Source organism: Bacillus sp. 007/AIA-02/001 (assembly GCF_004634455.1).
GTDB classification, from domain to species: Bacteria; Bacillota; Bacilli; order Bacillales; family Bacillaceae_G; genus Bacillus_A; species Bacillus_A cereus.
Window position 1 is genome coordinate 26,161 of the sequence record NZ_SEIY01000016.1, and the last position, 18,530, is coordinate 44,690.

Here is an 18,530-nt window from a genome sequence, read left to right on the forward strand (position 1 = left end):
TACAATAGAATTAGACTTAAAATGTTTACCTTCGTCTAAATACAAGTTATACACACATATATTGATCTTATAAAGGTATATATTACACATAATATTATGTTAAAGGTGGCGAATTGTATCATGAAAGATTTTGTTCTCGAAAAAGAAAACATTATTCGTAAATATGGTGAATGGACCGCTTATGATATTAAATTAACGGATACTCTATATACAAGAGATATTCGACAACCAAATCCTGCGTTAAAAAAAATTGTGACAATGATTCAAGATATCACACAATGTGATTTTAAAAATCTTCGAATCTTAGATTTAGCTTGTTTAGAGGGGCATTACGCTATTGAGTTTGCTATGCAAGGAGCAACTGTTGTAGGGATAGAAGGAAGAGAATCAAACGTACAAAAAGCTATATTCGCTAAAGATTTATTAAGTTTGGAAAACTTAACCTTTTATCAAGATGATGTAAGAAATTTAAGTGCTGAAAAATATGGTCAATTTGATATTGTTTTATGCTCTGGTATTTTATATCATTTAGATTGCTCAGATGTATTCCCTTTTTTAGAAAAAGTGTATGAAGTATGCAAAAGGTTTGTAATAATTGATACTCATATCACTCATACTCCCAATGTATCAGTACTCTATAAAAATTATGAATATAAGGGGCACACAATGCTAGAACACTCTGCTAACTCATCAGTAGAAGAACGTTTAAAATCAAAATGGGCATCATTAGATAACATAACTAGTTTTTGGATGACAAAATCCTCTCTATACAATTTTTTAACGCGAACAGGTTTCTCTTCTATAAATGAATCCAGAAGTTTAGTTCAAGAAGATAGGGTTACTGTTGTAGCTTTTAAGAAATATCCTATAGAAATTAAAAGCTCTCCTGAAACAGAAAAATACATTGAACCCGATTATTTAGAATGCTAAAAATAACACGTTTAAGTTTAATATCCTAATCCCTCTGTATGAGGTTGTACTATATGCCTCTCAAGCTAAAATCTTAAAGTATCCCTAAACAAAATTATCAATTTTCCAAAAGCTATTTATATAAATGCAACTTGTTGTTTCCGTTTTGAGGGCACTATAAAGTTTTAGCTTGATAGCACCGCATTGCTATCAAGCTAAAGAAATACTTCCGAAAACAAAAAATGAAAAGAATAATAAAAAAGCTTATCATAACGTGTTAAAGGATAAGCTTTTTTATTTAGAGTTCGATAGAACTCTTTACTTAGGAATTCCCCACTTCTAAACGAAGTGAAAGTGGGGGTAGTTCAATTGTAATTACAACAAATTAGTTAACAAAGACTTAAATACAAGTGGTTACTAAAACAGTGTTTTTCTTAAATTGTTCTCATTTAATGTACCTCATGTATCAGTCTTCTTATCTCATTTTTTCTAAGAGTCATCCCAGCTTCAGAAACTGTGTAACGGAAACCAAAGAAACATAAAGCAAATTAATACAGTAAAAGAATAATTTAAAAATATGTTTAGATTATAAAGTGATGCCAAGAAAGGATTGCTCATTTTATGCTTCTACAGTTCATACAATAAATTGATGAATTTCTAAAAGCGGAACCATATTCGGAAATTTAGGCTGATGGTAAGTGAAGTAAAGATGCTTGGTGTTGTGAAAAACTAGGTAGTTTAAAAGGGGATTTTTTATGAAGAATGAACGAGTAGTAACTTGTAATAAAAAAGGAAGTATTGCTGTCGTTACAATTCAAAATCCACCAGTCAACACTTTAAGTTTAGAAGTAGTTCAACAATTAGTAGATGTATTAGAGGAAATAGAAATTGATAATGATATTTCAGTCGTAATTATAACTGGAAGTGGAGAAAAGGCCTTTGTAGCAGGAGGGAATATAAAAGAATTTCCAGATTGGATGGGCAAAGGTGAAAAATATGCCGAGATGAAATCATTAGAATTACACCAACCTCTTAATCAACTAGAGAATCTGTCTAAACCGACTATAGCTGCTGTTAATGGGTTAGCACTAGGTGGTGGATGTGAATTAGCACTTGCTTGTGACCTGAGGATAATAGAAGAACAATCTTTAATTGGATTACCGGAAATTACGTTAGGTTTATTTCCTGGGGCTGGAGGAACCCAACGCTTACCTAGATTAATTGGAGAAGGGAAAGCAAAAGAGATGATGTTCACAGGGAAATCGATTACAGCTAAAGAAGCAAAAGAAATAGGCTTGGTTAACTACATTACCCCTCGAGGAGAGGCGTTAAATAAAGCAAAAGAGATTGCAAGGGATATAAGTAAATTTTCTCTTCCAGCTCTCGCCTATATGAAGTTGGCAATTCGCGAAGGGGCAGCAGTACCTTTACAAGAAGGGCTTGAGATTGAAGCGCGTTACTTTGGAAAAGTATTTCAAACAGAAGATGTGAAGGAGGGGGTAAAGGCATTTATTGAAAAAAGAATGCCGCATTTTACAAATAAATAGAATGGGACGAAAAAAGTTATCCAGGTTTATTCTACACTATGTCAACATAGATGCTGTTTTTAAAGCTATTTATTTGTTTTTTACAACACCTTTCAGATTTAGTTCGTCTAATAAGTACATTTGTAGTAGCATGTATATTTCAGAAGTGAAAATAAATAAAAAGGCGGAGGAATAGAATGGAAAATGGTACAAATGAAAAGGAAATAAATCAAACGCCTTTAGTAAGTGTATTAATTCCTACGTATAATCGTCCACACTACTTTGAAAAAGCTTTATGTAGTGTATTAGAACAAACGTATCCTAATATAGAAATTATAATAGGGGATGATAGTACAAACGACGAAACAGAGAAAGTGTTACAAAAGTACTTGTATGATCATTCAAATATTATTTATATAAAAAATAAGTCAACTCTTGGACAATTTGAGAACTCACGTATGTTATTTCATAAAGCGAAAGGTGAGTATATAAACTTCTTAATGGATGATGATTTATTTCATGTAAATAAAATTGAAAAAATGATGAAATACTTTTTAAATGACCTAGATAATGAAATTAAGCTTGTAACATCCCATCGCCAAGTAATGGATGCAGAAGGAAACCTATTGCCAGATGTTTATTCAACGATGCGTTTATTTTATACAGATACGATTATAGATGGGTCACAATTAGGAAAAATGATGATTATGAATCAAAAGAATTATATAGGAGAACCGACAACGGTTTTATTTCGTAAAAGTGATTTAACAGAACCGTATGGTGTATTTGATAAAAGGCGGTATCTTTGCAACGTAGATGTAGCTTCATGGTTATCCTTACTGAGTAAAGGGAAAGCAGTATATATAGCGGAGACACTCAGTTACTTTCGATTACATTCAAATCAGCAGTTAAATGAATCTAATAAAATGATGGATGGGTTAGAAGATTTTTCTCATAGTATTATTATAGCTGGAGAAAAATATGGTTTCTTATCCTCCGAAGAGGAGTTAGACAGAGCTATTACAAATTTTCTAGACTATGCAAGAAGAATTGTTCCATCATCCATATTATATTCATTGGACTACTATCAACAAATCAAGCTAAAGAAAATAAATATTGAAAAGAAAAAACAGCGTATGAATATCAACTCGCACCTCCCAAAAGTCAGTATACTAATTCCTGCCTACAATAGACCTCATTACTTAGAATTAGCCCTCAAAAGTGCTTTGAATCAAACCTATGAAAATATTGAAATTATAATTTCTGACGATAGTACAAATGATGAAGTAAAAACAATGATCCAGCCATACTTAAAAGAACATGAATGTATAACATATGTTAAAAATGAAAATCCATTGGTGGCTGAAAATTTTAATCAATGTATAGAGCTTGCTACTGGTGAATATATAAATTTTTTATTAGATGATGATTTATTTCATCTTGAAAAGATTGAGAGAATGATGAAATACTTTTTTGAATTAGAAAACATTGCATTTGTGACGTCGTACCGTGAACTGATTGATGAGAATGGAGAGGTATTACCCCCCTCAACATTGAATATGAAAATTGCCACAGAAACTACAATTTTTGAAGGGAAAATACTAGGGAATTATATGTTGAAAAACTTAAAAAACGTAGTTGGAGAACCAACAACGGTTTTGTTTAATCGTAATTTTTTTGGAGGGAAATTTGGTTATTTTAAGGGGAAAGCGTATTCTTCTATTAATGACATTGCAACTTGGTTAGATATGATGAGGAAAGGAAAAGTAGTTTATATAGAGGAACCTCTTAGCTACTTTAGACAACATAGTGGACAAAATCAAAAACAAATGTACTTTATATTAATGACAATTGAAGAATGGATTGAATTAATTACAGATGCACATAATAGTGGGTTTTTAAATACTGAACAAGATTATAAAGAGAGCTTATCTTATTGTTTGGAGAATGCGGGATTTATACTTAAGGATGCAGTAAGAAGTGGAGAACTAGATCAAATTTATAATGAAAAGATAAAAAACGGGTTAATTAAACTAGTTACTCATATATTTGAGAAAAATATTTGTTATTGCCAATATTGCAATCAAGAATTTAAAAGTTTTTCTCCTTGGCCAGCACATTATGATTTTTTAAAATATGAATTTGAGATGTGGAATAAAGATACGGGTATCTGTCCAGTTTGCTATTCGATGGATCGTGACAGGTTGTATCGTGCGTACATTGAAACAGAGACGGATTTGTTAAGTAGGAATTATACTATGCTTCATATTGCACCTGAAGAGAAGGTAAGAGGATGGCTTAACCAGTTTAAAAACATTACTTATATATGTGGGGATTTAGAACCAAAGGATTCTTTAATGGAGGAAATTGATATTACGAGAATTGCATACGAAAATAATACCTTTGATGTTATTTTATGTAGTCATGTATTAGAACACGTGCCTGACGATGAAAAAGCAATGCGAGAATTATATAGGGTACTAAAGCCAAATGGATGGGGAATTATTCAAGTGCCAATCGTAATGAATGTAGATTTTATTATAGAGGATAAATCTATTGTAACGCCATTATTGAGAAAATTAGCCTTTGGTCAAGAAGATCATGTTAGGATTTATAATCGATCGGGATTTATTCAACGATTAACAGATGCGGGCTTTAAGGTAGAATTGTATAACATAGCTGAGAAACAAGGAATAGAAATTGCTAGGAAATTCGGATTATCTGAAACGGATATGCTCTATATTGTCCGAAAATGATAGAAAGGAATAGATGCATATGGAGAATATTCCTTTTTTACGTGCGTCAATTGTACCTGCAAACGAGTACTTAGATAAATTAGAGCAAATTGATATATCCCACATATATACAAATTATGGACCTATAAATCAACGTTTTGAAGAAACAATTATGTCGGAATTTTTTCAGAACAGGGGAGCAGTTACAACAGTAGCAAACGCAACGCTAGGGTTAATGGCGGCAATTCAATGTAAGAAAAGAAAAAAAGGAAAGTATGCTCTTATGCCTAGTTTTACATTCCCTGCTACTCCATTGGCAGCTATTTGGTGTGGCTTGGAGCCTTATTTTATTGATATTTCATTAGATGATTGGTGTATGGATAAAACGGTACTTTTGGATAAGATTGATGAATTAAAAGAAGAGGTTGCAGTTGTTGTTCCATATGCAACATTCGGATCATGGATGGATTTGAAAGACTATGAAGAATTAGAGAAAAAGGGCGTTCCGGTTGTTGTAGATGCGGCACCAGGGTTTGGATTAATACATGAGGGTATACATTACGGTCAGAATTTTAGTGGTATGATTGTATATAGCTTTCATGCAACAAAGCCTTTCGGAATTGGTGAAGGTGGTATGATATATAGCCATAATGAGGAAGAAATAACTCAAATTAAAAGAATGGGTAATTTTGGATTTGATCATAATCGTGAATGTACGATGATGGGGTTTAACTGTAAAATGACTGAATATGCAGCAGCTATTGGGATTACAACGATAAATAAATGGAATCAAAAAATGCAAGAACGAACTCGTATCTCTGAATGGTATAAACAGTTATTACAAAGTACGGGATTAATCAAAAAAGGCTGGCAAGTTCAAAAGACAAAAGCAGTTGTTCATCAATTTATGCCTATTCTCTGTTCAGAAAAAATTAACAATATGCAGATAATAGAAGAGTTGAAAAAGCAAAAGATAGAAGCTAGATCATATTTTTCACCATCTTGTCATCAACAAGATTTCTTTAAAAAATATAAGTCTACAGATTTAACAAATACAAATAAAATAGAAAAACGAATCATTAGTCTACCTTTATGGGAAGGAATGACAAAAGAAATCGTAGAGAAAATTATAATGTGTTTAATGCAGAAGGGGGTTTCCACAAATGAATAGTTTTTATAGTCAAGAAGAGCTGAGCGAAATTGGCTTTCTATCTGTCGGGGAAAATGTATTAATAAGTAAAAAAACCAGCATATATAATCCAGGTGCTATATCTGTTGGGAATAATGTAAGAATCGATGACTTTTGCATTTTAAGTGGCAAAATTACAATTGGAAGTTATTCGCATATAGCGGCATATACAGCGTTATTTGGAGGAGAAATGGGGATTGAAATGCGTGATTTTGCAAATATTTCATCAAAAACAATTGTATATGCAGCAATTGATGATTTTAGCGGAAATACATTAATGGGACCGACTATTCCACATCAATATAAAAATGTGAAAGCTGGAAAAGTTATTTTAAAAAAGCATGCCATTGTCGGTGCGCATTCTATTATCTTTCCAAATGTAGTAATAGGAGAAGGAGCGGCTGTTGGTGCGATGAGTATGGTAAAAGAAAGCTTAGATGATTGGTATATGTATGCTGGGGTGCCTGTGAGAAAAATAAAAGCTCGTAAAAAAAAGATAGTAGAATTAGAAAATGAATTTTTAAAAAGCATTAATTCCTGAGTATTTAAAAGATTTTGTTGCAGCATTTCTCAAAAAAATAAAAATAGAAGAAATGACAAATGTATCAAAAGCTACTCTTTACAGAGCAATTAGAAAAAGAAAAAAGGATATTATTTAAGTACTCACTTAATACGTGAGTACTTTTTTGGTTTAAATAAAGCATTTAAAAAATATCTGAAACAAAAATGTAAAAGTAGATGATTTAGAAATATATATTAAACTGGTAATAGTTATGATGAAAAAATGTACTTAATCTATCGGTTATAGGTTAGTTGAAGAGTGGTTTTTATTTGTTGGGGGTCTGGAGAAGTCAAAAACGCTAATGGTGGATATCGAGTGTTATTTAAAAAAGAGGTTGGGTATCTAAAAGTTCCAACCCTTTTGTGAATGAGTAAATTCAGATAGAAAAATGTTCTATATTATAATTAATGCTGTGAATATAAAAAGTAATAATTTTTTTATAAAAAACCATGATATGAATATTCTTTTTTCTTATCCTATCTTGGTGGTTGTATTATAGATTTATAATCTCCTTGCTCCGCTGATGTTAAGCATATCAGTTGGCATTCTAAGAGATTTAATTGTACACATCCCATTATCTTTAAAAGAGAATATTGCTGTAACCATCTCATGACCTGCTTCATGGTCAATTCTGTGTACAAATAAACGTGTTCCAGCAGGAATTACAAATAGAAAAGATGTTTGACCAGTAGGGGGCATTTCTATTTTTAAATCTTTTTGTGTGTCATAAAAATGTCCAATCTCAAATGCATGAAATTCATTTGAGTTATTATAATAGTTATATGGATATAGATTCTAATACATAAATCTAACCTCTTTCTTTTTGTAAATTTATTTAATACATTAACCTATTAAAGAAAATATAAGAGTGATCTCGATAGGTTAGGCTTAGAAAGTGACTATTGAATTCGAAGAAGTTAAAATGTGAAAAGTTTCACTTATGTTAACCTGAATATCTATTACTTATTTACTCTATATAAAAAAGCAGCTGCACAAAAGTACAGCTAGTCTTCTTCACAAATTTATATGGCTTTAATGACGAATTGAGATTGAGGTATATATAGTAATTGAGCTGTTAAAGAAGTTGTTGTATTAGCAAATAGGTATGATTCCTTATAAAGAAAATTACTATACACTATTTCATTCATTTCATAGGTCGTACACAGTTTTTTTAGGATTTTTTGAGAAATTTTATTTGTACAAGCAGCAATAAAATCATAATCTCTTTTACTTATTTCTTGAATGGCATGTGAAAGAAGGGTAGTGACTATACCACTTCCCATCCAATCTGGATGACAAGCGCCCATATCTAGATAGACCAATTTTTCTTTATCTAAATGAGAAAACTCAATAGATTCTGTCTCTAATGTATCTAAAAGTTGAAAAATAGGTTCCATTTGCGGGCATAGTTCAATCGCTTTCTCTGTATCTATTAGTGGCTGAGTTACTTTTTTTGTTAAAAGAACTCCAACAATTTGAAAATTTTCTATTGCTACAAATGACATAGCTTGAGATACAGCTTGTTTCATCATTTCTTCGCACATTTTGTGAAAAGGAGCAAAAGGAATTTGTAAACTGCTTACAAGAGGTTCGTTATTCACAAAGGAATGTGCAAGTAAGTGTGCTGCATCTTTTACGTGGTGTGTATCTAGTAGCTCTATATTCATATGTTTTTCCTCTTTTCCTGATATAGTTAATAGTAATTAAAAGTATTACTTAATTTAGTTAAGTTTAGTTATTAAAGCGCTTACCAAAATGATTATTAAACATATGAATAAATCTGTTTAGTAGCAATCGAAATATGTTCATAAAGAAATGCTACAATCTCATCTATACATTCAACAGTTGTATATGGAGAGATAGAAAAGAATTTTAATGTGGAAATTGAATTTCTACCACAACTGTTTATTGCATCTACTACACAAGAACGAGTTGTATCACCAAAAAATACTTGATCGCGATTTTTTCCTAGGTAATTAAATAGTTCTATATTTAATCGGTTTGTATCCTCAATCTCTTCTTTTGTTGCAAGGCCTATTCGTTCTTTTTCCCAATTTTCTTGGCCATCTCCATTCATATAGAAACGGAAAGTTGTAATTGGCCCAAATGTAAAATCATTTGTGATTGCGGCTTGAGGCAGGGCCTTGCGCAACTTCTCTCTAAATAATAGATTTACACGAATATAATTTGCTAATAATTTTTGATATCCATCAATTCCAAAGGCTAATAGATTGATATACATTGGAATAGCACTACCAGCTCGTGAACATTCTAAAGTATAGCCTGTATGATAACTCCCATATGATCTATTACCAAGATAAGGTGTATCATCTTGGTCAATGTCCATCAGTTGTAAATCAGTATGACTTTTTACGATTAAAATACTTGAGGCATAAGGTGTTTGTCCTAATTTATGAAAATCAAAACATACACTATCTGCAAGAGACATATATTGCATTTTATCTTGTACGTATTGTAAGGCATTTTTTACATTAGGTTCAAATGAAAGTGGATTTTCTACAAAATTATAATTGTTAAAGAAGCTATAGAATCCGCCCATTGCAGAATCAGCATGGATATAAATAGGCTTTAATTTATATTTTTTCTGTATTGTTTCAGCGCTCTCTTTAATTTTTTTTATATCATCAATGGTAAATGTATCTGTGGACCCCATAGTAGCTAGAATATAGAGAGGGATACCGCCATTTTTAATAACCTGTATCATTTTATTCTCTAAATCTTCTATATCCATAGAATTTGTATAAGGATCAGTTTTTACTTTTATTAAGTGATTTGACCCGATGCCAGTTGCTTCAGCTGACTTTAATAAACTATAATGTGCATTTTCAGAAGCAAAGCAATATACATTTTGTGGAGCGCCATGTTCTTTTGCTGATGGGAATTGTTTAGAAATTGCTAAGCGCAAGCTCGAAAACACGCATCCTTGTCCACCCCATGTTGTATAGCCACCGCTATTATGCGGATTATAACCAATCAGTTTTGAAAGCATGGATACAACTTTTACTTCTGCTTCAGCTGCCCCTGGACCATATACATCCCAAACACCATTACCATTTAAAAGGGCCATGGTTATTACACCTAATAGTGAAGGTATACTTGGTAGTGGTACAGCGTTAGACAAGTAATATTTATTTGGATAAGGATGACCATTCATAAATTGGTTTAGCTCTTCTATAACCTCAGAAATAGTGATTCCAGCTAGTGGAATATGACTTTGGTGAATTAAGCCATTGTAGTATCCTTCAGATTTTTCCTCACATGTACCTAAAGTAGCTCGCTCTTCATTTTTTAATCGGTCAAGATTTTTAATTATTTTCTGCATAGATTCTAATAAAAGTTGTTGTTTTTCTTCATTTCCGTCAACGCTCGGAAATAGTTTTAAAATATCTTGCATGCAGTCACTTCTCCTTGTGAAAAACTGGATTTTTATTTTACTTGGTTAAACATAAGGGTATAATGATTTGTAATTGCCCTTTCGAACACTTAGAAATGAGGAGGTATTTAGAAAAAAATGTAATTCCATAGAAGATTATATGAACTATGGAATTTAAAGTAAAGAAAAATTTTTTGATTTATTTTAAAAAAGTAATTGTGAGATAATGAAGTTTCTAAAAATATTTCTGAATTAATTGTTTATTCGGTTTGGATGTTGCCCTAGCATGTATTCAACTAGTGTAATAGATATTTTTATATAATGTAGAACGTATTATAAGGTAGTTTAATAAAAGGGTTCAAATACCTTATAAACTGTAGATATTGTTGGGAAAAGATAAAAGAAATAGGTTTGAAGTGCTAAAGATATATTCTAGTGGAGAAGAAGTAGTAGTATGGATTTGGTAGAAAAATCAGCATAATTTTTTATAGAAGAATAATTACTTAATCAAAGTTGTTTAATGAATTTAATTTTATTATCTAATAATAATGGACGAATTAAATGTGAAGAGTTTTCTTTAACCTGATTAGAATTTTTTGCACCAGGAATAGCAACTGAAATGGCTGGGTGAAGGAGAAAAAGATGAGAATAGATCTACCAGATAAAGTAACAAAATATGATCATGTAGATTTATATGATGAGAATGGGAGTAAAGTGGATATTAAAAGTACAGATGCTCTTATTCTATATACAAAGTAAGAATTGAGGTCGAAAATGAACGTAAGGAGAATACAAGCAAAATTCGAAGAGTTACACTATTGTGATGCATGGGTTACTAAATTAGTATGCGACTATTTTGGTGATGAGGTACATCTAACTTATAAGAATGAAAATGGTGACGTAGATTTTCAATTTAGCGGTTGCTATAGAATAGATTTCAAACATAGCATGGGATATGTAAAAGAAAAACCAATAAAAACATTTACATATGAACAGTTACCATATTTTCTTCATGATATTGAAATCGGTGAAGTAGAAAAAGAGGGCTTGAAATTATATACCTGTAATATAATTATGCCTCCTATGGAATTAGAAATATGGTGTAAGGATATAAAAATTGATAGATAAGTATTATAATAAAAAACGCTCCAATTATTGCGAAAGAATTACAAGCATTGGATGTAAAAATACCAGGATTTTTCACAGATATCAATATGGGAATAAATCTTGCAAATGCATTTACGGACTAAGCTAATAGAATAGCAAGCCATAAGATTGATATTCTAGCTTCGAGAAATATTAATAACATTGATTTATGTAATGTGTTATATGATTTGGGTGTTCCACCGGAAAAAAACGCTGAGTTTATAGCGGGCTAAAAGTCTGCTAATCAATACATGACAACATCCATAGACTTTGTTTCTATACTGAGATGAAATAGAGAGGATATTTATTATAGAAACAATCCAATTAGATGACGGAAATTTACAAGTAAAGAGATAATGCATAAAATATTGAAAAATAAATTAGATCTACCGAATTATTATAGAGAGAATGCTGATTCGTTGTGGGATTGGTTAACAGCATGGGTTACTCTTCCTTTAACAATAGAATGGGAGTTTTTTAAAGATAGTAAGAATATGTTAGGCTCTGAAGCGGATTTGATTTTAGAAACATTTCAAGATGCTCAAGAAGAAATGACAGGTGAATTCTATATTGTTATAAAATAATGGAAAGAACCTTGAGTAAACATAAAACTGTGGAAATATTTAATTTCTGCGGTTTTTATTATATTAATTTCGATGATTTTAATTTGAAAAATAAATTTTTGGTTGATAGGAGCTTGTATGTGAAAGTAAAGTGTATAAAAAATTCAGGAGATACATTTTCAGAGGAGTTATTAAAACAAGGGTATAATCGAGATTCAATAATAAATCTAGAAATCTATAAGGAATATGTGGTTTATGGTATGAGTTTATTCAATGGAGAATTAGACTATCTAATCTTAGGGAAAAATGAAGACTTGCCTTCATGGTACCCAGGTGAATTGTTTGAAGTATCGAATCCTTTACAACCTTTAGAATGGTATTTTGCAGATCATAAACATAGTAAAGCGACAACAATAGAATATATATGGGGTTATAAAGAATTAGCTTTAAACGATAGACATGCTCTAGGTTTAATGGAAAGAGAGAATAAAGATATAGAAATATTTTTAAAGCGTAAAGCTGAAATGGATGAATTTGAGGAATTGTAATAGTATATGAATTAATTGATTAACCTATAAAAAGCGTAGAAATTAAATATTTCTACGTTTTTTTGTACATAACATTTAAATAAACAGCTTATTTTTGGAAAAGTTGAAAGATGTCATTTATGTTGGCGCAAATATCTATTACAATGTATTCTATATAAAAAAAGTAGCTGCAAGTGCAACTACTTTTTCATAAAAACATTATGATTCAAATAACACCTTTAGCGTAAACTTGCGCTTAATGGTACTTGAGAATAAACTGTGAAATTGTTACCATAAGTACCGTGTCTTGAAAATGAGGAAGAAATTGAACTGTTCCAACTTTTATAGGTAGCCCCAGATGTATCTGTTCTTAGAAGTACATTTGAAAAGCTAGCTTGGCTAAAGGAGTTACGTCCAGTATCTTCAACCCCCTGAACCATTTTTACTGGCTCATATTGAGAAAATGAGCCATATACAGGCTGATTTGCATATCTAGGGTTTCCATTTACATACATAGTAACCGTACCATTTCCGTTATTAACTATTTTAAGATTTACTCGATCACCATCTTTAATTGACGCATCAAACTGTGTGTTCCAATACTTACTGTTTTGACCTGATTCATTATATCCTGAATTTAGAAATACTTTATATCCACTTGGTGTTTTGGAAATACCACCCTCAACTTTAGATGCTCCAATACCTAAATACCAATTCACATACCCATCTTTAACAACAACTGATTTTGGTAGATTTATATCAGCTGCAATCCCAGTATAGGTACTATTTGTAACACTTTTTACAGCACCTTCTGTAGCTGCAAAACTAGTAGTTGAAAACATTGATAGAGAAATTAGAAGTGAACCAACTAGATACATCATTTTTTTCTTACTTTTTCTTAATACTTGATTCATTTTAGATCCCCCATATTTTAAATTATTAAATTGTATGGAAAGTTGGCCAACTAACTACAACTTACAAACTAAAGATATATCAGGTTTCATTTAATGTATATATTTTCCTGTTAGAAGTCATCGAAACGTCAAATAGATTTGTTTTTTCGTATTTATCAATATAGGTGGAGTTGACAGATTAAAGTAGTATGTCTATTTAAATGTAAGAAGATTTTGTTAAAAATCCTATAAAAACCTATAAATGTATTGAGGATAATATGTACTATGATTCATTTAGGAGAGAAAAATATGGAATGAATATAGTGGGATCTAAGGAAATAAATGAATCGTTTGTCTTAAGGAATTCATTGAAATAGTCCATAGATGAAGGGAAATATATGATTTATAAGACATGGATTTCCTATATAAAAGAAGAAAGGGGATCCAGCTATGGGAATTACAAATACAAAATCAAAGTTAGATAATGCAGCTATTGAAGGGGCTATAGAGGCATTAAAAGGTGAAAATGAATGTTTACGTATGGAAATAGATTATTTAAAAAAGTTAAAGGTTTTAGTTGAAAAAGAGAAGGAATTCCAGAACAAGACAAAGCAAAAGTAATTTATCTTATGAAATTTGAAAGTATGGAACATATTAAGATAGTATTAGATAATTATCTAGGTCATTACAATCGCAAAAGAATCAAAGTACAGTTAAAAGGAATGAGTCCAGTACAATACCGGACTCACATTCAGATGGTCGCTTAATTTTTGTTTAACTCTTTGGGACCAGTTCATCATAGGTGATTGAATAATGTTGGCTTGCTAAGATTAGTGATTGTTATTCTTTAACTGATCTTAAATTACGTTAGTTTAAGTATTGAGAGTAAAAGAATAGGAATAGGAAAATTAATGTTTTGCTAAATAATCTATTAAAGAAACTTAAAGGAATAACAAGTTCTCCTATTGTAAGGATTTTAAGTTTATCCTTATTTAGTCCTTTTATTAATTCTTTTAATGTTTGGAAGTTTATTTTATTAACGAAAGACCAACTTGGCACAGCTTTTGTATCTGAACCTATTTTGAAAACGATATGAATACTATGTGCATGAAAACCGCTTATTATTAAAATAAGCATAAACCCTAAAATAATGAACCAAGTCATTTTTCAACATCTCCTTTCAGTATTTAATATTAAGATATTAAAACTGTTGAGAAAGTGTGCTGTTGTCCATGAAAAATATTGTGAATTTGTTGAGGAAATATTGAGAATGTTGCAATGCGATTGATTGTAGGGGAGTTAGAGTTAATAATGCTTGTCAGATTATATGCGTGAAAAAAGGAAATAGGAAAGAGAACAGTTGCGTAGACTGTTCTCTTAAGGAGCGGAAGTGCTGAACATTTTCAATGACAATGATTCAACCATTCCCCTAATAGTATGTGCAAATATTTATAATTTATACAAGAAAGACGGCTATTAAAAATAGCCGCCTTGCCCAGGGAGATTTCAAGAAAATTAGAGATTCATTATGGATACAGATTGGCTGTTACCAATCTACTCTTAGTATTGGAAATAATTACATAAATTATTCGTAGGTTAAAATCTTAATTCATTGTAGGATGAGTGACATGCAAAGTAAAAAGAGCACTTTTTAAAAGTGCTCATTTTAAGATGTGCATTAGGACTTGAAAGAGGCATCAATGACAATTTAGAAGGAGATATTTCTATACAACATATGGAGGTACAATGGAAGGGTGACGATAAAAAATAAAAAGAGCAGTTAGAATGAACTAACTGCTCAGCTCTAGGGGAAATGAATAGTTTCAATTATCGAGACAATAAAAGGATAAGCAAAAAGGATTGAATTTGAAGAAAGTGTGTTGTTTTAATTGTATTAGGAGTTTTAATCATCGCATAACTATCTCCCCTATATGAATGGATAAATTGGAAAGAAGTCTTTGTATATTCTATAGGCTTAATTCTATGTATGATACTTGGACATTTTGAGTTACTAGAGTTTTATATATGAGTAGGGTTAGTATGTATTGTATGAGGTATCCTTAGGGCAATAGGAATTAGTGTTATATAGAAAAAATAAGTACAGAGGGCATCTAAATGGGATGCTTTTTTATTTTGCATAGAAAAAGGAACCCAGAAGGGTTCCTTTTCTTATTCCGATCTATCTTAAGCGCATATAAGATAATGTTATTTTACATCTTAATATTAGGAATTACAATAAAGAAGTAAAGATTACCGTGAGGTGGTGTAAATAGGAGAAAGAACCATAAGTATTACTGCATGCTCTGGTTGTAATGAGCCTTGCATGTGGATATTAAATGTCTATTAAGTAAATTGGTCAAATTTTTTCTACAGGTGTTTCATAAAGGTAGGTTAATTCGTAAATATGAAGCATTACGCTATAAGATAGAAATACTTACAAATTTTAAAAGAATTCCATTTGTGTACCAAGAAGCAAAATATATTTATGATAAAATATAGAAAAAGATGATTAAGAAGGGACAATTAAAGTGAAACCAACAATTTATGATGTTGCGGAAAAAGCAGGTGTATCAATAGCGACTGTATCTAAGGTAATCAATCAAACAGGGCGTATTAGTGAAAAAACAATAAACAAAGTAAATCAGGTAATGGACGAATTAGATTATCAGCCAAGTAGTGTAGCAGCAGCGTTAACAGGTAAAAAAACATATACGATTGGGGTACTTGTCCCAGATATCTCAAATCCATTTTTTGCTGAAGTAGCAAGAGCTTTTGAAAATAGTGCACGAGAATCAGGGTATACACTCATTTTATGTAGTACGGACCATCAAACAAAACGTGAGCACGAATACATTGATTTATTATTTAAAAAGCAAGTAGATGGCATTATTATTGCGACGGAACTAAATGATTATAAACTTGTTAAAAAAATCGTGAATCGAGATTTGCCACTTGTTTTATTCACTGTAGATCATCCTTCCATCACGACTCATGTTGTGACAACTGATGATATGAGGGGCGGCTATTTAGCTGGGAATTATCTAACGCAGAAGGGCCATACATCTTTAACGATTATGATGGAGAAGGATAGAAAAAGTAGCTTAGGAAGGCTGAATGGCTTTAAGCAGGCTCTTACAGATTCAGATATCTCATTAGATGATGATGCAATAATTAGCTGCTATTCGACTGTGGAAGATAGCAAACGTGCAAGTAAAGAATTACTTAGCTTGCCTAATAGGCCTACAGCGGTTTTTGCTTGTACAGATTTAATTGCGATATGCCTTATGAATGAAGCAAGAAAACAAGGACTTTCAATTCCGGAAGATTTATCAATAATCGGATTTGATAATACAATTTATGCTGAGATAGCAGATCCTGGGTTAACGACAATTGAACAGCCAATTACACAAATGGCAGCTTGTACGTTTGAACAACTCTTAAAAACGATGGAAATGAAGGAACATGCTAAGCAAAAAATTACTATTATTCCTCAATTAGTAGAGCGATCATCAGTAAAGGATATTACATGTTAGCGTTTTTGATATCCTACTTGAATGTAACAAAAAGAAGGTCATCTTAACCATATACAGTTATGATGACCTTCTATTATATAGAGGATTTATACAGAGAATTGCTCACTGCTTTTCGTATTTAAATCCTGCTCCATCCCATCTTCCTTTGGAATAGTAAGGAAATGAGTTAAAAATGCACCAAAGAAATACAAACCAGCAAAGATCCACATCACGCCGCCTACACCTAATGGACCGATGAAAGCAGTTACTACTAATGGTCCAACAAATGCTGATAATCCTGAACCTAAATTTAAGACAGACATTGCCGCTCCTTTATTTTCAGGAGATAAAGATGGAACTAATGCTGTAAGAGGTACATAACCGGCAAGTGTTGCTCCGTAGCAACATGCAACGAATAATATAGCCCAATAATTATGCCCTACCATTTGTGGTACATAATAGAGTGCAAGAGTTACAATTCCGCAACCGACTCCTCCGAACCATTTAATCGTATTTACCCAGCCAAACTTGTCTCCAACAATACCAAAAATAATATTAAACACCATATTTACAAAGAATAGAGTACCCCAAATTTGAAGCCATTCAGTCATCGTAAAATTATATTTCATCATATAAGTAGGCAGGAAAACAACAAATCCAAACTGAGCGGCCGAGTTTATAATTTTAACAATACCACCTATACCAACTTTAGGATTTTCAAATGCGATGGTAATGCCTTTTAGTAATTCGCTTGATTTGTTAGCGCTTACGGTTTGTGCTTTAAATCTGTCCTTATTTACAACAATTGAGAACAATCCCCCGACGACAACAAAAATTAAAGCACTCCATAAAGTAGCGATTTCCCCGATTTTAGGAACCATATAGCTAGAATAGAAGGCTCCGATAACACTAAGTCCAAGCTGGAATACGAACCAGAACCAGCCAACTGCTCTTGAAAGCATTTGTTGAGGTGTACTGTAAGATACCCAAACTAGGAAAGAATAAGCAAATAAGGGATAACCAAACCCTCGTAGGGCATAGCAAAGTAATATTACAGGATAATTCATATGTTGAATTCCTATACCGATGAAACCGATTGATCCTAAAATAAATGATACTAAACCAAATGTCATTACTTTTCTTGGTCCCCACATTTGTACAAATACCCCTGAAAACCAAGAAGAAGCAGATACAGTAATACCGTAAATAGTAAATAAAAATGCAGCATGTTCTAGCGTTAGGCCTCTCTCAACGAGATAAGGGGATAACCATCCTTGTTCTAAACCATCCCCAATCATAAAAACAATAATTCCTATGTATCCCCAAGTTAAATTAGAAGGGATACCAATCCTGTCCATAAATGTTTTGCTTGAACTAATAGCGTTCATTCTCCCACCACCGATAAGTTATTTTTGGTTAAGCGCTTAATTATTTTTGATAAAAAAAGTATACGCTTACATTATGAGACCGTCAATGAAATTTTTTGACAATTTACAACTTTCTTTTATAGGGGCATTCCATTTACTTATCGGACAATAAAGTAATAGTGAGTATGAAAAGAAAGGAATACCTTA

The 18,530-nt window shown here is 31.7% G+C and carries 15 protein-coding genes and 3 pseudogenes; 12 read left to right on the forward strand and 6 right to left on the reverse strand.

Annotation, left to right across the window (positions count from 1 at the left end):
• Positions 1–120 precede the first annotated feature (120 nt).
• From ES895_RS23410 to ES895_RS23430, 5 genes are all read left to right on the forward strand, one after another.
• Positions 121–930 carry a class I SAM-dependent methyltransferase gene (locus ES895_RS23410; RefSeq protein ID WP_135238693.1) on the forward strand — a complete coding sequence of 270 codons (810 nt, stop codon included), beginning with the start codon at positions 121–123 and terminating at the stop codon, positions 928–930.
• A gap of 734 nt (positions 931–1,664) precedes the next feature.
• Entirely contained in the window at positions 1,665–2,456 is a 792-nt protein-coding gene (locus ES895_RS23415; protein ID WP_061655964.1) for an enoyl-CoA hydratase, read from the forward strand.
• Between the two features lie 176 nt (positions 2,457–2,632).
• Positions 2,633–5,191 (forward strand): glycosyltransferase, encoded by a 2,559-nt coding sequence (locus ES895_RS23420; protein WP_135238694.1) that lies wholly within the window; start codon positions 2,633–2,635, stop codon positions 5,189–5,191.
• A gap of 19 nt (positions 5,192–5,210) precedes the next feature.
• On the forward strand, positions 5,211–6,341 hold the full coding sequence (locus tag ES895_RS23425) for an aminotransferase class I/II-fold pyridoxal phosphate-dependent enzyme (RefSeq protein ID WP_098205055.1): 1,131 nt from the start codon (positions 5,211–5,213) through the stop codon (positions 6,339–6,341).
• Positions 6,334–6,900, forward strand: a complete 567-nt coding sequence (locus ES895_RS23430; protein ID WP_098205054.1) for an acyltransferase — start codon at positions 6,334–6,336, stop codon at positions 6,898–6,900. The genes ES895_RS23425 and ES895_RS23430 overlap by 8 nt, the downstream gene beginning before the upstream one ends.
• 1,043 nt (positions 6,901–7,943) lie before the next feature.
• Here ES895_RS23430 and ES895_RS23440 read toward each other — a convergent pair.
• The 3 genes and pseudogenes from ES895_RS23440 to ES895_RS30150 all read right to left on the reverse strand — a co-directional run.
• A complete protein-coding gene (locus ES895_RS23440) occupies positions 7,944–8,588 on the reverse strand; it encodes a GNAT family N-acetyltransferase (protein WP_098205053.1) in 645 nt (214 codons plus the stop codon).
• A gap of 95 nt (positions 8,589–8,683) precedes the next feature.
• On the reverse strand, positions 8,684–10,336 hold the full coding sequence (locus tag ES895_RS23445) for a pyridoxal phosphate-dependent decarboxylase family protein (RefSeq protein ID WP_098205052.1): 1,653 nt from the start codon (positions 10,334–10,336) through the stop codon (positions 8,684–8,686).
• 486 nt (positions 10,337–10,822) lie between these two features.
• Positions 10,823–10,951 (reverse strand): annotated as a pseudogene (locus tag ES895_RS30150) (aldo/keto reductase); the annotation flags it as partial.
• A 138-nt stretch (positions 10,952–11,089) separates the two neighbouring features.
• Between ES895_RS30150 and ES895_RS23460 the strand changes: the two are divergent.
• The 4 genes and pseudogenes from ES895_RS23460 to ES895_RS23475 all read left to right on the forward strand — a co-directional run bounded on the left by ES895_RS23460 (position 11,090) and on the right by ES895_RS23475 (position 12,572).
• Complete coding sequence (locus tag ES895_RS23460) at positions 11,090–11,443, forward strand: hypothetical protein (RefSeq protein WP_098205051.1); 354 nt, start codon at positions 11,090–11,092, stop codon at positions 11,441–11,443.
• A gap of 11 nt (positions 11,444–11,454) precedes the next feature.
• Positions 11,455–11,670 (forward strand): annotated as a pseudogene (locus ES895_RS29890) (hypothetical protein); the annotation flags it as partial.
• A 100-nt stretch (positions 11,671–11,770) separates the two neighbouring features.
• Positions 11,771–12,045: pseudogene (locus tag ES895_RS23470) on the forward strand (barstar family protein).
• A 119-nt stretch (positions 12,046–12,164) separates the two neighbouring features.
• The gene (locus tag ES895_RS23475; protein WP_098205049.1) at positions 12,165–12,572 is read left to right on the forward strand and encodes a hypothetical protein; all 408 of its coding nucleotides are present in this window, start codon (positions 12,165–12,167) and stop codon (positions 12,570–12,572) included.
• Positions 12,573–12,790: 218 nt separating this feature from the next.
• Here ES895_RS23475 and ES895_RS23480 read toward each other — a convergent pair whose 3' ends face one another.
• Complete coding sequence (locus ES895_RS23480) at positions 12,791–13,465, reverse strand: hypothetical protein (protein ID WP_064475141.1); 675 nt, start codon at positions 13,463–13,465, stop codon at positions 12,791–12,793.
• Between the two features lie 429 nt (positions 13,466–13,894).
• Between ES895_RS23480 and ES895_RS29465 the strand changes: the two genes are divergently transcribed.
• Positions 13,895–14,065, forward strand: a complete 171-nt coding sequence (locus tag ES895_RS29465; protein ID WP_167754534.1) for a hypothetical protein — start codon at positions 13,895–13,897, stop codon at positions 14,063–14,065.
• Between the two features lie 23 nt (positions 14,066–14,088).
• Complete coding sequence (locus ES895_RS23485; protein WP_170966131.1) at positions 14,089–14,211, forward strand: IS3 family transposase; 123 nt, start codon at positions 14,089–14,091, stop codon at positions 14,209–14,211.
• A 100-nt stretch (positions 14,212–14,311) separates the two neighbouring features.
• Here the strand turns inward: ES895_RS23485 and ES895_RS23490 are convergent, their stop codons facing one another.
• Positions 14,312–14,608, reverse strand: a complete 297-nt coding sequence (locus ES895_RS23490) for a hypothetical protein (protein WP_050844914.1) — start codon at positions 14,606–14,608, stop codon at positions 14,312–14,314.
• Positions 14,609–15,972: 1,364 nt separating this feature from the next.
• On the opposite strand from ES895_RS23490, the gene ES895_RS23495 reads away from it, so the two are divergent.
• Positions 15,973–16,977 (forward strand): LacI family DNA-binding transcriptional regulator, encoded by a 1,005-nt coding sequence (locus ES895_RS23495; protein ID WP_000805145.1) that lies wholly within the window; start codon positions 15,973–15,975, stop codon positions 16,975–16,977.
• 86 nt (positions 16,978–17,063) lie between these two features.
• Here ES895_RS23495 and ES895_RS23500 read toward each other — a convergent pair whose 3' ends face one another.
• Positions 17,064–18,344: an MFS transporter gene (locus ES895_RS23500; protein ID WP_000991772.1), complete on the reverse strand. Its 1,281-nt coding sequence runs from the start codon at positions 18,342–18,344 to the stop codon at positions 17,064–17,066.
• Between the last annotated feature and the right edge of the window lie 186 nt (positions 18,345–18,530).

What these genes read in the sequence shown, in the direction of transcription:
- ES895_RS23410 (WP_135238693.1), top strand. Translation starts at nt 121, where the DNA reads ATGAAAGATTTTGTTCTCGAAAAAGAAAACATTATTCGTAAATATGGT.
- ES895_RS23415 (WP_061655964.1), top strand. Translation starts at nt 1,665, where the DNA reads ATGAAGAATGAACGAGTAGTAACTTGTAATAAAAAAGGAAGTATTGCT.
- ES895_RS23420 (WP_135238694.1), top strand. Translation starts at nt 2,633, where the DNA reads ATGGAAAATGGTACAAATGAAAAGGAAATAAATCAAACGCCTTTAGTA.
- ES895_RS23425 (WP_098205055.1), top strand. Translation starts at nt 5,211, where the DNA reads ATGGAGAATATTCCTTTTTTACGTGCGTCAATTGTACCTGCAAACGAG.
- ES895_RS23430 (WP_098205054.1), top strand. Translation starts at nt 6,334, where the DNA reads ATGAATAGTTTTTATAGTCAAGAAGAGCTGAGCGAAATTGGCTTTCTA.
- ES895_RS23440 (WP_098205053.1), bottom strand. Translation starts at nt 8,588, where the DNA reads ATGAATATAGAGCTACTAGATACACACCACGTAAAAGATGCAGCACAC.
- ES895_RS23445 (WP_098205052.1), bottom strand. Translation starts at nt 10,336, where the DNA reads ATGCAAGATATTTTAAAACTATTTCCGAGCGTTGACGGAAATGAAGAA.
- ES895_RS23460 (WP_098205051.1), top strand. Translation starts at nt 11,090, where the DNA reads ATGAACGTAAGGAGAATACAAGCAAAATTCGAAGAGTTACACTATTGT.
- ES895_RS23480 (WP_064475141.1), bottom strand. Translation starts at nt 13,465, where the DNA reads ATGAATCAAGTATTAAGAAAAAGTAAGAAAAAAATGATGTATCTAGTT.
- ES895_RS29465 (WP_167754534.1), top strand. Translation starts at nt 13,895, where the DNA reads ATGGGAATTACAAATACAAAATCAAAGTTAGATAATGCAGCTATTGAA.
- ES895_RS23485 (WP_170966131.1), top strand. Translation starts at nt 14,089, where the DNA reads ATGGAACATATTAAGATAGTATTAGATAATTATCTAGGTCATTACAAT.
- ES895_RS23490 (WP_050844914.1), bottom strand. Translation starts at nt 14,608, where the DNA reads ATGACTTGGTTCATTATTTTAGGGTTTATGCTTATTTTAATAATAAGC.
- ES895_RS23500 (WP_000991772.1), bottom strand. Translation starts at nt 18,344, where the DNA reads ATGAACGCTATTAGTTCAAGCAAAACATTTATGGACAGGATTGGTATC.